Annotated in this window: 11 protein-coding genes, 1 pseudogene and 1 riboswitch; of the genes and pseudogenes, 8 read left to right on the forward strand and 4 right to left on the reverse strand. The window is 38.2% G+C overall.

The window, feature by feature from the left end; genetic code table 11:
* Nucleotides 1-174: 174 nt before the first annotated feature.
* The 3 genes from BAOM_RS08445 to BAOM_RS08455 all read left to right on the forward strand — a co-directional run bounded on the left by BAOM_RS08445 (nucleotide 175) and on the right by BAOM_RS08455 (nucleotide 3,678).
* Complete coding sequence (locus BAOM_RS08445; RefSeq protein ID WP_257467674.1) at nucleotides 175-1,272, forward strand: GerAB/ArcD/ProY family transporter; 1,098 nt, start codon at nucleotides 175-177, stop codon at nucleotides 1,270-1,272.
* A 103-nt stretch (nucleotides 1,273-1,375) separates the two neighbouring features.
* Nucleotides 1,376-2,470, forward strand: coding sequence for a GerAB/ArcD/ProY family transporter (locus BAOM_RS08450; RefSeq protein WP_127759889.1), 1,095 nt, complete (start codon nucleotides 1,376-1,378; stop codon nucleotides 2,468-2,470).
* Nucleotides 2,471-2,574: 104 nt separating this feature from the next.
* Complete coding sequence (locus tag BAOM_RS08455; protein ID WP_127759890.1) at nucleotides 2,575-3,678, forward strand: GerAB/ArcD/ProY family transporter; 1,104 nt, start codon at nucleotides 2,575-2,577, stop codon at nucleotides 3,676-3,678.
* A 4-nt stretch (nucleotides 3,679-3,682) separates the two neighbouring features.
* Here the strand turns inward: BAOM_RS08455 and BAOM_RS08460 are convergent, their stop codons facing one another.
* Nucleotides 3,683-4,429 (reverse strand): YqjF family protein, encoded by a 747-nt coding sequence (locus BAOM_RS08460; RefSeq protein ID WP_127759891.1) that lies wholly within the window; start codon nucleotides 4,427-4,429, stop codon nucleotides 3,683-3,685.
* Nucleotides 4,430-4,593: 164 nt separating this feature from the next.
* Between BAOM_RS08460 and BAOM_RS08465 the strand changes: the two genes are divergently transcribed.
* From BAOM_RS08465 to BAOM_RS08485, 4 genes and pseudogenes are all read left to right on the forward strand, one after another.
* Nucleotides 4,594-6,006, forward strand: a complete 1,413-nt coding sequence (locus BAOM_RS08465; protein WP_127759892.1) for an FMN-binding glutamate synthase family protein — start codon at nucleotides 4,594-4,596, stop codon at nucleotides 6,004-6,006.
* A gap of 69 nt (nucleotides 6,007-6,075) precedes the next feature.
* Entirely contained in the window at nucleotides 6,076-7,476 is a 1,401-nt protein-coding gene (locus tag BAOM_RS08470; RefSeq protein WP_127762505.1) for an FMN-binding glutamate synthase family protein, read from the forward strand.
* A 595-nt stretch (nucleotides 7,477-8,071) separates the two neighbouring features.
* Nucleotides 8,072-8,318, forward strand: a pseudogene (locus BAOM_RS24895) (cell wall hydrolase); the annotation flags it as partial.
* Between the two features lie 113 nt (nucleotides 8,319-8,431).
* Nucleotides 8,432-9,361, forward strand: a complete 930-nt coding sequence (locus BAOM_RS08485) for an alpha/beta hydrolase (protein ID WP_164853164.1) — start codon at nucleotides 8,432-8,434, stop codon at nucleotides 9,359-9,361.
* An 84-nt stretch (nucleotides 9,362-9,445) separates the two neighbouring features.
* On the opposite strand, the gene BAOM_RS08490 is transcribed toward BAOM_RS08485, so the two are convergent.
* The 3 genes from BAOM_RS08490 to BAOM_RS08500 are packed head-to-tail and all read right to left on the reverse strand — an operon-like array spanning nucleotide 9,446 to nucleotide 12,137.
* Nucleotides 9,446-10,447, reverse strand: coding sequence for an ABC transporter substrate-binding protein (locus BAOM_RS08490; protein WP_127759894.1), 1,002 nt, complete (start codon nucleotides 10,445-10,447; stop codon nucleotides 9,446-9,448).
* A gap of 36 nt (nucleotides 10,448-10,483) precedes the next feature.
* Nucleotides 10,484-11,344 (reverse strand): ABC transporter permease, encoded by an 861-nt coding sequence (locus tag BAOM_RS08495; protein ID WP_127759895.1) that lies wholly within the window; start codon nucleotides 11,342-11,344, stop codon nucleotides 10,484-10,486.
* Nucleotide 11,345: 1 nt separating this feature from the next.
* The gene (locus BAOM_RS08500) at nucleotides 11,346-12,137 is read right to left on the reverse strand and encodes an ABC transporter ATP-binding protein (protein ID WP_127759896.1); all 792 of its coding nucleotides are present in this window, start codon (nucleotides 12,135-12,137) and stop codon (nucleotides 11,346-11,348) included.
* 524 nt (nucleotides 12,138-12,661) lie between these two features.
* On the opposite strand from BAOM_RS08500, the gene BAOM_RS08510 reads away from it, so the two are divergent.
* On the forward strand, nucleotides 12,662-14,119 hold the full coding sequence (locus BAOM_RS08510) for an RNA-guided endonuclease InsQ/TnpB family protein (protein ID WP_373995322.1): 1,458 nt from the start codon (nucleotides 12,662-12,664) through the stop codon (nucleotides 14,117-14,119).
* Nucleotides 14,120-14,262: 143 nt separating this feature from the next.
* Nucleotides 14,263-14,414, forward strand: a riboswitch (cyclic di-AMP (ydaO/yuaA leader).
* Nucleotides 14,415-14,497: the final 83 nt, after the last annotated feature.

Raw genomic sequence — 14,497 nt, forward strand, 5'->3', positions numbered from 1 at the left:
CTTTTTTTACTTTACTCCTCATCGGCTTAGTGTTGTCCATGTTCGATCTCCCGCATATGGGGGGGCCCACTGCATGGGTTCAAACTCTTTTCAGGCCGTTTGGACGGTTTATGGAAAAATAAATGACTCAGGGGCGCGATTTTGTTTTTCCATATTACCATAGAAAGGAGAGAGATGATGGAGAAAGGTCGAATTTCATCCATTCAGATGGCAATCATGCTGTATCCTGCGATTGTGGCTACCGCTATTCTTGGGGTTCCAAGTATTACAGCGAAATATGCCAAAACGGATTTATGGCTATCGCCCATTTTGGCATCCTTCATCGGATATGTGACGGTGTATATCGCTTATAAACTGCACAAACATTATCCGAAAGAAACAGTTATTCAATTTAGTGAACACATCATGGGTCGGTTCGCTGGAAAAATTCTCGGTTTTCTATTCTTGTTTTTTTACATCCAGGTCGCGGGACTCATCGTTAGACAGTACGCGGAATTTGTGGTCGACTCTTTTCTGGTCAATACCCCAATTAGTGTGATTATGGCATCGATGGTATTCCTCTGTGCCTTAACCGTACACGGAGGTTTAGAAGTATTAGGGAGAGCTGCCGAATTGTTTTTCCCTATTTTTATATTGGCCATCCTCTTCTTTCTCATCTTTTTGGGCCCTGATTTTGAATGGAAGAATATATTCCCGATATTGGGGGATGGGATGATGCCTCCAATTAAGGGTGCGATGGTGCCTGGTGGATGGTTCACAGAAATTTTTCTTATATCTTTTCTCCTGCCTTTTTTAGTGGATCAGAAAAAAGGGATGAAATACGGAATGATGACTGTTTTTGTCGTGACGATGACGTTAGTTTTGATCAATCTTATCGTTCTTTTTGTGCTAGGGCCAGCGACATCCTTTAAGGTTTATCCACTGATGAGTGTAGCTCGATACATCAGTCTCGCCGACTTTTTTGAACATTTGGAGTCCTTCATCATGGCTGTTTGGATCGTAGGGGCGTTTATCAAATTGTCTGTGTTTTATTATGCGGCTGCTTTAGGTACCGCGCAGTGGCTGAATCTTTCAGATTATCGACCTGTTGTATGGCCGGTAGGGATTCTGATACTAGAATTCAGCTTTTGGTCACTTCCTAATACAATGGGATTGGAACGTTATCTGGTTGGGACCTTTCCGGTATTTGCCCTATTGATACAAACGATTATCCCTTTGTTTTTGTTGATGATTGCAGTTATAAGGAAAAGAAAACGCCAAGCTAGCGAATAGATAGGATATGTAGATAAACGATTCTTTCTAATTCTAGAGGATCTGAATCAATTGGAAATTCTTCTGGAAAGAACTCTAATTACTAATATACAAGGAGAAAAATATGGAGAAAGGCAAAATCTCATCCCTGCAAATGGCCATCATGATGTATCCTGCGGTTGTGGCTACTGCTATTCTTTCGGTTCCAAGTATTACAGCGAAATATGCCAAAACAGATTTATGGCTGTCCCCCATTTTGGCGTCCCTCATCGGGTATATGACAGTGTATATCGCTTATAAACTGCACCAATTGTATCCGAAACAAACAGTTATTCAATTCAGTGAACAGATTATAGGTCGGTTTGCGGGTAAAATTATCGGTTTCTTATTCTTGTTTTTTTATATCCAGATTACGGGACATATGCTTAGACAGTACGCAGAATTTATTGTCGACTCTTTTCTAGTCAATACCCCTATTAGCTTGATTATGGCATTGATGGCATTACTCTGTTCTTTTATTGTACGAGGAGGTTTAGAAGTATTAGGGAGAGCTGCCCAATTGTTTTTCCCCATTTTTACACTTCCACTCCTCCTCTTAATTATTTTAGTGTTCTCTGATTTTGAATTTAAGAACATATTCCCGATATTGAGAGAGGGGATGATGCCTCCAATCAAGGGTGCGATTGTGCCTGGTGGATGGTTCACAGAATTTTTTCTGATTACTTTTCTCCTGCCTTTTTTAGCGGATCAGAAAAAAGGAATGAAATACGGAATGATGACTGTTTTTGTCGTGATGATGACATTAGTTGTGGTGAATCTTATCGTTCTTTTTATACTAGGGCCAGCGACACCCACTAAGTTTTATCCACTGATGAGTGTAGCCCGATATATCAGTCTCGCCGGATTTTTTGAACATTTAGAGTCCGCAGTCATGGCCATTTGGGTAGTAGGGGCGTTTATCAAAATTTCTGTGTTTTATTATGGGATTGCTTTAGGCACTGCACAGTGGCTGAATCTTTCGGACTACCGGCCCATCGTATGGCCGTTTGGGATTCTACTCGTTATATTCAGCTTTTGGTCATTGCCTAGCACAGTGGAATTACACAAGTATAGTTTCGGGACCTTTCCCCTTTTGGGACTATTAATCCAAATGATTATTCCGCTGTTTTTGTTGGGGATTGCAGTTATAAGGAAAAGAAAGCACCAAGGTAGCGAATAGGCATGATATTTGGATAAACGATTCTTTCTAATTTTAGAGAATTTGAATCAATTGGAAATTCTTCTAGAAAGAACTCTAATTACTAATATACAAGGAGAAAAAATATGGAGAAAGGCAAAATCTCATCTCTACAGATGGCCATCATGATGTATCCTGCGATTGTGGCTACGGCTATTCTTGGGGTTCCGAGCATTACGGCGAAATATGCCAAAGCTGATTTATGGCTGTCACCGATTTTAGCGTCTTTCATCGGGTTTGTGACGGTGTATATCACTTATAAACTACATAAACTATATCCGGAACAAACGGTTATCCAATTCAGTGAACACATCATTGGTCGGTTTGCGGGAAAAGTTCTCGGTTTTTTATTCCTATTTTTCTACATTCAGATTACTGGGGAACTTATTAGAAGCTACGCAGGATTTATTGTCAACTCTTTTCTAGTTAATACCCCAATTAGTGTGATTATGGCATCGATGGCATTCCTCTGTGCCTTAACGGTACATGGAGGTTTAGAAACAATGGGGAGAGTTGCCCAAATATTTTTTCCTGTTTTTATCGTTCCATTCCTTACTTCAATCATCTTATTGAGCCCTGATATGGAATTTAAGAATATATTTCCAATATTAGGGGATGGGATGATGCCCTCAATGAAGGGGGCAATTGTGCCGGGTGGGTGGTTCACAGAATTTTTTCTCATTATTTTTTTCCTGCCTTTTTTAAAAGATAAGCAAAAAGGAATGAAATATGGAATGATAAGTGTATTTGCTGTGATGATGACGTTAGTTGCGGTGAATCTTATTGTTCTTTTTGTACTCGGACCAGCGACATCCTCTAAGGAATATCCCCTTATGAGCGTAGCTCGATATGTCAGTATCGCTGAATTCTTTGAACATTTGGAATCTGCTGTAATGGCTGTTTGGATAGTAGGAGCGTTTGTCAAAATTTCTGTATTTTATTATGCGACTGCTTTAGGTACCGCACAATGGCTGAATCTTTCAGACTACCGGCCCATTGTATGGCCGTTAGGGATTCTGATGCTAGAATTCGGCTTTTGGTCATTTCCTAACACAATGGAAATTGGACGTTTTGATGTCGAGACTTTCCCCTTATATGGACTACTAATCCAAACGATTACTCCACTGTTTCTGTTGATGATTGCTATTGCAAGGAAAAGAAAACGCTTAGGAAGCAAAAAGAATGATTGAAAAACTAGAATAGTGTCTTCTTAATATTCCAAATCAGTGAATCTACACCTTTAGAGAAATGAGAAATTGGTTTTGTTTTAGTAAGGTCTACATTGAAAGGAGAAAAAAGCGTATTCATACATATGTCTGACTCTGCATGTTGTAAAGGCCAAGGACGATGATGTATTTCCCCGCAATAGATGTTTCCTCTGTTATTGGCACTAAAAAAGCAATATCGTTCTGTGAGCCAATGATCTAACGTTCCTTCTTTAGGAAAATAAACTTCCGATAAGGGAGCATATTTTCCTTTGAATGTTATCGGAGGATTTGTTTTTCCTTTACGAATACTTTGGCAATTAAAAGTTTGTCCTTCTTGTTGAATCGAAATTTCAGCAGGATGATAAGGTAAACGTAACCATCTCTTTGCGATTGTATAGGAAAGCCAATCATTGACGTCAAGAGACATGAAATACACACCGAGTTTACCATTACATTGAACATATGTCCTTACATTAACTTCTGGAAATTTTGGAGAAAGTGATATGGAGGACATTCCTCGAGGATATATGCCCTCCATAACGAATGAAACAATTCCCAACCAAGCGTGTCGATCAAAGGTGTCAATTTGTAAGGAAGGAGGAATATATGGTCGCAGTGTTTCAGATGGAATAGGCCAATGAACAAATAATAGATTGCTCCAAGTTTGTCGCATAATCCACTTTTTCGAAGGGAATGGCCAAGGGCGGTGAATGCTATCGTTCATTAAGTCCATGAAAGTGATCTCCTTTGGTTTTCTATCTATTCAGTCTAGGGTAGGGAAGTACATAAGTTGTATCTTTAATGTTTTTTATATTTTATAACATATTTTCCTTTTTTATGTAAAAGGTAAAGGTAGAGAACTAGGTAATTTCATTATGAGGTAGTGGAGAAGTGACTATGCCTAATATTTTATACTATGTAACTTTTATGATGATAACCATACTGTTCATTCTTTTCTTACTCATACTTATTGGCTGGCGTTGGTTTCTGAAACGAATGGTGAAGCAAATGGGGAAAATTATTTTTACTGATAGTTACCAAGAAAATATTATAGAAATGATACCAGGGTTCAGGCATATGGGCATTCAAAATGTGCTTGAAAATAGTTTGCGTGCCGAAACAGGTGATGTTCTTCATCGTCCGCTTGGTTCTTCAAAAAAGTGGCCTCATCTCGATCCGATTACATTTATCCCTGCACAGACGTCACCGTTCCCGATTGATGGTGAAGAAGAAGTGGATGTTCAAGTAACTATTGGACCAAAAGCGAAAAAACCAATGAAAATAAAGATTCCGCTTATGATCAGTGGAATGGCTTATGGAATTGCGCTTAGTGAAGAAGTAAGATTCGCTCTGGCCCAAGCAGCTAAAAATACAGGAACAGCGATTAATTCTGGGGAGGGCGCCGTCTTACCTGAAGAATTAGACCAGGCTGGAAAGTATATTTTGCAGTTTTCCAAAACAGAGTGGTCAAAAGAAGAAGACCTTATTAAGCGAGCTGACATGATTGAAATTAAGTTTGGCCAAGGCGCATTAATGGGGATGGGCGGGAAAATTTCTCCAAAAAATTTAACAGGTCGTGCTCGCGAAATGATGGGGCTTAAAGAAAATGAGGAGGCTGTGATTTTTGAACATTTTTTTGAAAATCAAACATTAAAAGATATTAAGGAACTTTTGGAGGAACTTCGGAATATAACAGGCGGTGTTCCAATTGGTGTGAAAATGGGAGCTGGCGGAAAGATTGAAGAAGACATGGATCGTTTAATCGACCTCGGTGTTGATTTTATTACGATTGATGGCGGACAAGCAGCGACACATGGTGCACCTCCCATTTTAGCCGATGACTTTGGAATCCCAACCTTGCATGCAGTAGTCCGGGCGGCTAATCATTTAGAAAAGAGGAATATGAAAGGACAAATTAGTTTAATTGTTTCAGGTGGACTTTTTACACCTGGACACTTTTTGAAAGTACTTGCACTTGGTGCTGATGCTGTTTATTTAGGATCTGTTATGTTGTTTACTGTCTCACACAATCAAATATTAAATGCACTTCCATTTGAACCGCCTACACAAGTTGTTTGGAATCAAGGGAAATTTAAGGATAAGTTTAAAGTCGAAGACGGAGTACAAGCAGCAGAGAAATTCTTAACAGCCAGTACAGAAGAAATGAAAATGGCATTAAGAGCAATGGGGAAACGTTCTTTACAAGAGTTGTCGAAAAAAGATTTAGTGTCTTATGACGAATTGACCGCACGAATGATTGGCATTCCGTTTACATTTAAATCTTGGGAAGACAAACAAGAAGAGAAATAAGTGTCAACCAGTTGGATTAGGGGAGCGGGCAGTAAAGCAATTTTATGTGATAGTGGAGAAGTGAATAGGATGAACATTTTATACTATTTAAGTTTTGCAATGATTGCAACTTTATTTGCTCTTTCTGTATTCATACTTGTTGGCTGGCGTTGGTTAATGAAACGAATAGTTAAGCAAATGGGAAAAATTATTTTTACTGATAGTTACCAAGAAAATATTATCGAAATGATACCAGGATTCAGGCATATGGGCATTCAAAATGTGCTTGAAAATAGCTTGCGTGCAGAAAAAGGCGACGTCCTTTATCGCCCACTTGGCGGCTCTTCAAAAAAATGGCCGCATTTTGACCAAATTACATTTATCCCTGCACAAACGACACCGTTTCCTATTGATGGTGAAGAAGAAGTAGATGTTACCGTTACCATTGGACCAAAAGCGAAAAAACCAATGAAAATAAAAATTCCGCTGATGATCAGCGGGATGGCCTACGGGATCGCACTTAGTGAACAAGTGAGGCTTTCTTTGGCGGAAGCAGCTAAAAATGTAGGTACTGCAATTAACTCTGGTGAAGGCGGAATTTTACCCGAAGAATTAAACACGGCAGGAAAGTATATATTACAGTTTTCCAAAACAGAATGGTCAAAGGAAGAAGACGTTTTGAAGCGTGCTGACATGATTGAAATTAAGTTGGGGCAAGGTGCTATATTCGGGATGGGAAAAAAAATCCCCCCAAAAGACTTAACCGGTCGTGCCCGTGAAGTAATGGGGCTTAAAGAAAATGAAAATGCAGTGATTTTTGAACATTTTTTTGAAGATCAAACATTAGGGGATCTTAAAGAACTTGTCGAAGAACTTCGGGTTCTAACAGGTGGAGTTCCAATTGGGGTCAAAATTGGGGCGAGTGGGAAAATTGAAGAAGATATTGATCATTTAATTGAAATGGGTGTTGATTATATTGCGATTGATGGAGGACAAGCAGCCATGCACGAAGCACCACCCATTTTATATGATGACTTTGGGATTCCGACCTTACATGCAGTAGTTCGGGCGGCTAATCATTTAGAAAAGAGGAATATGAAAGGACAAATTAGTTTAATTGTTTCAGGTGGACTTTTGGTGCCCGGGCACTTTTTAAAAGTACTTGCACTCGGTGCTGATGCTGTATATTTAGGCTCTGCTATGTTGTTTACTGTCGCACATAATCAAATATTGAATGCCGTTCCATTTGAACCACCTACACAAGTTGTTTGGAATGAGGGAAAGTTTAAGGAACAATTTAAGATCAAAGATGGAGTTCAAGCAGCAGAGAAATTTTTAACAGCAAGTACAGAAGAAATGAAAATGGCTTTAAGAGCGATGGGGAAACGCTCCTTAAAAGAGTTATCAAAAAAAGATTTAGTGTCTTATGATGATTTGACTGCACAAATGATTGGTATTCCATTTTCATTTAAACCTTGGGAGGAGAACTAATACATCCGTACATGGTATAAATAAGTATCTGCTTCTTGATTTGTATAATGAGACCTATGAAAAAGTGAGGAATGAGAGAATAAATGGTTTCATATTATTATTATTATTATTATTATTATTATTATTATTATTATTATTATTATTATTATTATTATTATTATGAGGCTAAATTTGCTCATATGATGGAGGGGGAAATATGGCCTTTGTAAAGGCTACTTCGGGCAGAGGCGGAAGGAGAAGGAGTCCAAGGCATGATGCTTGTAGGGAATGTAGGCATCAATCGATTACGAGCTAATTGTTCAGATTTTAAAGGGCTTCGTACCATTCCCCAAATGATTTATTCCACACTTAACGGGCAGTAAGACCTCCACCTCAAGCTTATGAGAAAACAAAGAAGATAGGTGGGGGACAACTGCCCGTAAAGGTCCGATTGGTGAGATATAGTGAAACTTACCTTTGCGGTTTTCAAAGGTAAGCTTTCACCAATCAGGTTCGTACGGTCACTTGATTGAAGCGAAGCGAAAATCTTAGTGACCGTAGAACGTGACTAACCATCAGTGGGGATGAAGGAAAACCCCCACTGATGGAAGTTTCACTTTATCAACCCCATGCTTTTGAAGCTACTCAGAAAGGATATTTTATCAAAGAGCGAGAGAAAGTGAAAAACGTTTAGCACGTCGGGCAATAAACGGCCAGAGAGTCTGGCCTGCTAAGTATAGTTTATGGTAAAACCTCCAGGGGATTGTCCTTCTACATGGTACAATCAACCTCTTGTAGGTCGTTATAAGCGTCATTGTTTTTATCAGCCTGAAACATGTGAAAATATTTATAATACCTTTTAATAGAAAAATAATATATGAGATTCAATGATTAACAGGGTTATAACATATACAACTGATGCCTGCGATTTATGTCGTATATCGGGGTATTTTTAATTTGTAAGGGAGGGATTAAGATGCAATTGGATCCAGCACTTCAACAAATTCTAGAAAGTTATCCTAAATTGCCTGAAACATTAACACCAGATTTAATTGTCAAAATCCGTGAAGCTAGACTTCAAACGATTCTAGATATAGAGGAGCGTCCGTTCGTTCATGCAGTGGAGAATCGTCTGATTCCTGGTCCGAATGGTGATATACCCATTCGAATATACACACCAAAAAGTGTGGAAGAGCGTCTTCCTACTATCGTGTTTTTCCATGGTGGCGGCTGGACGCTAGGGAATCTTGAAAGCCATGATGTAGCTTGTAGACAACTTGCAAATGCTTCGAGGTGTAAAGTCATTGCTGTCGATTATCGATTAGCACCGGAGAATCGTTTTCCAAAAGGTCTAAAAGATTGTAGTGCAGCGGTACAATGGGTGTTTAATCATGCAGGGGAATTACAGGTAGATGTGAATCGGATTGCTGTTGGGGGAGATAGTGCAGGAGGAAACTTAAGTGCAGCGGTTACCTTATTGTTTAAAAACTGCGGAGGACCATCGATTTGGCGGCAAATATTAATATACCCTGCAACAGATGCTTTACGCTCTATTGAACACTCTCCTTATGAGTCAATTCGAGAACATGCACACGCTCCTATATTGACTAGCAGCGTGACAAAAAGTTTTTGGGATCACTATATTGAAACGGAAGAGGATGCAAGTAATATATATGCTTCTCCTATACGAGCACAAGATTTAAGTGGTTTACCAAAAACTTTTGTGATTACAGCGCAATACGATCCTATCCGAGATGAAGGGGAGGCTTATGCTACTCGACTCCAGGAAAGTGGAGTTCCCGTACAGCTTACCCGATACAGTGGACTTGTTCATGGTTTTCTAACATTGCCGATTCCGATTAATGAACAAGTTTTTCAGTCCATTGCAAAATTTCTGAATGAATGAGAATCTGTTTTATGAAAGTAAAACTAAGCCTCTGGCTAAACAGCAATCCAGAGGCGTGGTTTTCTAGTCTTACTTATGAGAAATTTATTTTTCAGGCAAGTATTTTGTTGTAAAGATTTCATTCGCTTCGAATGGCTTTTCCAATAAGTCTAAATCATGCAGCTGTTGAATAAGTGTAGCCCATCTTTCTTCTGTCATATAGCCGACACCGTGTTCAGACGCATCTTTGCCGTACACAAATTCTTCTTGAGATTCGGTTTCAAAGGCTAAAGCATCTAAGGCGATGTCTGGATTATCATTCTGAATGACTTTATTAATAGACTCAGAAGACGTTTTATAAGAATTCCATCCTTTTACAAATGAAGTAACAAAGTTTTGAACCGTTTCTTCATTCTTCTCTAAATATTCTTTTGTTACAAATAATACAACATTATAAGGATCGTAACCCGCGTCAGCAATTAGCTTTGTTTCTGTTTCGATTCCTTCTTTTTCTAAAAAGAAAGGCTCGGATGTGGCAAATGCTTGGGTAACAGAATCTTTTTCATTTACAAAGTTCGTATGCTGCCCGTTGTACGCTAACTCTTCTACTTTACTTAAATCGTATTTAGATTTTAAAAAGTCCCAATATGTAATTCCAGGTTGAACATATACTTTTCTTCCATTCAAGTCTGTGAAGTCTTTAATTCCATGCCCTTTATGGAACATAAATACTTGTGGACTTCCCTGCATTGCAGCTGCTACAGCGACTAAATCAATTCCTTGATTTTTAGCAATAACTAATTGATCCGCGTGTGCAAGACCAAATTCCGCGCTGCCTGATGCAATCATTTGAACAGAAGATACTTGAGGACCACCTGGCTCAATGGTTACATTCAATCCATTTTCTTTAAAAATCCCGTCTTCCTGTGCGGCATATACACCGCCATGCTGTGCCTTTGGAAACCAGTTTAATACTAATTTAACATGTTCAACAGCTTTATCATCCGTTTTGTTCTCTTCCTCACTAGTACTAGCTTCCTCACCGCTGCAGGCAGTCAGGAAAACTAGAAAGATAATTCCTAAAAATAGTAGATTGAATTTTTTCACCTTTTCTTCCTCCTTTAATTCGTAATGAATTTCGCTTTATTTTTCAACCTTCATCGCTGACTCATGCCAAGATCGCAACATTAAGTGAGCTATTAGGCTAACGAGAAGGTAAAAACCAATCCCTAATAATGCCGCGGCTATTCCGCAGGCAAACAAATATGGAGTTTTTAATTGGATGGCGGCTACTGTAATGGCATAGCCTAAACCACCTTTACCTCCACCGATTCCTGCTACATATTCTCCAACAATAGCTCCGACAATCGATAACGTACAAGATACTTTTAATCCTGCCATAATATAAGGCATTGCAAATGGAATGCGGAGTTTCCACATTTTCTTCCATTTTGATGCATTATATAGTGTAAAGAGTTCTCTCATATTTTTATCGACTGAATTCAGCCCCATTAATGTATTCGAAATAACTGGGAAAAAACCAATTAAAAACGAAATGATTACAATGGCATTGAAGCCGGCGCCAAACCAAATAACAATAATCGGTGCAACGGCAACAACAGGAATGGTTTGCAAAATAATGGCGTATGGATAGATGCTAATTTCTAACACTTTCGAGCTTGCTAATAAAATAGAAACGAAAATACCGATAGTCGCACTGAGTAAAAATCCAATAATCGATTCAATAACTGTAATTTGAATGGCTGGCCATAATAAGTGCCAATCCGTTAGTGCAGCGTGTAAGACATCTGTAGGTTTCGGAAGAATAAATGGTTTGATCCCCAATAAAGAAGGGATCAATTGCCATAAAGAGAGGAAGGCAATTAAAGCAATGATTGGACCGAGATAAACACCTTTAACTTTAGTCCAAATTTTCCCTGTATTACTTTGAGGGAAATGCGAAACCATTTTTGGCTTTTTCGTTGCTACTGATTGTGTGGACATCTTATCCTAACTCCCTTCTTACTGAGCTATTTTCGAGACTGTGGGCAGCTATATCTACATAGTTTGTGAATGTTTTGTCTGTTCTTACTTGGAGTGTTCTTGGAAAGGGGAGATTGACGTTAATAATGGATGATAATTTCCCGGGACGAGAAGACATGACTGCGATTCGTGAGGATAAAAATACAGCTTCATACACGTTGTGGGTAACAAATAGAATAGTAGTTTTTTCTTTTTTCCATATATTAAGGAGATCAATCTGCAATGTTTGACGTGTGATTTCATCGAGAGCGGCAAAAGGTTCATCCATTAATAACATTTTTGGTTTTGCTGCTAAAGCACGGGCGATTGAAACTCTCATTTTCATCCCGCCTGATAGTTCTCTAGGATAGGCATCTAAGTAATCTTTTAAACCGACCATCTCTAATACCTCTATTGCGTACTCCTTATGGCTTTTCTTAGTAGATCCTCTTAATTCAAGCGGCAATAATACATTATCAAGCACAGTTCGCCAAGGAAGTAAATTTGCATCTTGAAAAACGAAGGCGATATCGTTTGTTTTTTGAATAATCTCCTTAGGTATTTTACCGAAAACTTGGACATGGCCGCTAGTGGCTCCACTCAACCCAGCTACCATCCTTAGCGCAGTGGACTTGCCGCAACCCGATGGACCTAAAAAACTAATAAACTCGCCTTCTGTAATCGTTAAGTCAAATTGACTTAATGCAATGGTGCCCGTATTGTACACTTTACTAACACCTTGGAATGAAACGACTTCGTTTGGATTTGTGCTCAATATTTTCCCCTCCTGAAAAATCACATTATTTGTTTATGTTTATAAATGTTATATTATATTACATTGTATGTGATATAATACTTATTTTATTGTGTTGTAGTTCATTTGTCATTAGCAAAAACAAACAAATCGAAGTGAATATTTTAGTTACTATCACTAATTGCATGTTATAAAATATTACATTTCGGGTTTTTGGAAAGTGAAAAATCTATCATTTTCACTGAAAGAGTACCCCTTCCTCAAGGAGTGTGAAGGGCGGTGAATTTCAGTTTGCAAAGTAAAAGGTGGATAGGAACTTTTACGAAGCAGATGTTAATCCTTTTTGAATTAATTCGTACACAGCTCCCACAAAGGAAGAAATAAGACTCTTTTGTTGATAGGCTTTGATTTGTTTAATTAGGTCAACTGGAAATTCGGTTAATTTAAGTTTGTTTTCCAAATAATAGAACGTTCGTAATGGTGTATACTGTAAATATATCATTTGTAAACATATACTAAATATATATAGGAAGGAGGGGATAACAATGGAACACACGCCATATAAAACGTATCAAATATGGATTAAAAAAGGACATCGTTTATTTTCGTATTTTCAAATGATGTGTGAACATGCAAAAAACTTATATAATACGAGTAATTTTTACTATCGGCAAGTATATACCGCTCTTACCAGCAATAAACCTCTTCATCCTTTACAAGAAGAAGTGTTACAGGTTATTCATACACATATAGGTCGAATGAATGATATTCAACTTCAAGCTTACCAAAAGCGAGTAGCGAAAGAACAAATGAAACCAGTGGACGAACGAAAAGAAGTGAAAGCGAATTTGTTTACGAAACCGACAAACGAACATCCGTATATCAACTATGCATTTTTAGATTGTTTATTTAAGGTTAGTAAACAATCCGATTATCTTTCATTACCGATTCAAAGTAGTCAACACGTCATGAAGACTATGTTTCAAAACTGGAAATCGTTTTTTGCTTCTTTATCCGATTATCGAAAAAATCCTCATAAATATAAAGGGAAACCACGTATTCCTAATTACAGTTCCTCTAAAGTGAAAGAAGTATTTTTCACTAATCAAGATTGTGTGATAAAGAATGACCGTTATTTAAAATTTCCTAAAACAAAAGAACAACTCAATATTGGAAAAATGGCTAGAATAAAAGGGAAACTTAAACAAGTTCGTGTCCTTCCCAAGTACGGTCAGTTTGTGGTAGAAGTTGTATGGGAGTGTTCTTTGCCTGAACCAACAGAAAAAGAGCCAACTCATTTCATGGGAATTGATCTAGGAATTGATAATCTAGCGACTGTAGTGGCTAATACAGGAATGAAGCCAGTTTTAATTAAAGGAAAACGTATCAAATCCATGAATCAGTATTACAACAAGCAAAAAGCCTATTATACGAGTATCCTTTGTCACGGAAAGTCATCCAATCAAGGGCAACATACGTCAAAAAAATTAGAACGATTGCATTTGAACCGTCACAAGCAAATCAAAGATTTATTCCACAAAGCGAGTCGTCATATTGTGAATCTTGCCTTACAAGAACAGGTAGACATAATTGTGATTGGACAGAACAAACAGTGGAAACAAGAATCGAATATAGGAAAACGAAATAATCAACAGTTTTGTTTTATTCCACATCGTTTATTGATTCAAATGATTGAATATAAAGCGATAGAGCATGGGATTCAAGTAGTTATTACGGAAGAATCCTATACATCTAAGGCTAGTTTTTTAGACCTTGATTTTCTGCCCACTTATGAGAAAGAAAAGACCTACTCATTCAGTGGAAAACGAATCAAACGTGGGCTATATAAGAGTGCAAAAGGAATTTTGATGAATGCTGATGTAAATGGGGCTTATAACATGATTCGAAAAGTAGTTCCAAATGCGTTTGCAAATGGAATAGAGGGGTTGAACGGTAGCCAATCCGTTAATGTGTCAACTCCCCTTGTGTTAAGCGTTCAGTAAGTAGGTTCGACACACAAGAAACCCCCACTTCAAGGAAGCTCGGTAGAGTGAGTAAGTGGGGGAGTATTCATAAGGTGAATGCTCTCAAATGTTCTTTACAACTTAATTTTGAAGGAGTAATATTACTTTCATGTAAAACCATATTTCTTTATTCGCTGAATCCTTTATGGAACGGGGGAACCAATTTTGTGGCGGTGTTTTCGTCGCTTGGGGTGAATCCTTTATGAAGAAGGTAGGGCTACTCTCATGGTCCGAATCCGACAGCTAACTCCGGAAGCGTGAAGAGAGAGGAAGTGATACTGGTGATCGAAAAAAATGATTCGGCCACGGGGTAATCCTCTGTGGTCTTTTTGGTGCGTTCTATATAAAGAGATTGTA

This window comes from Peribacillus asahii, assembly GCF_004006295.1.
In the GTDB taxonomy this organism is placed as follows: domain Bacteria; phylum Bacillota; class Bacilli; order Bacillales; family DSM-1321; genus Peribacillus; species Peribacillus asahii_A.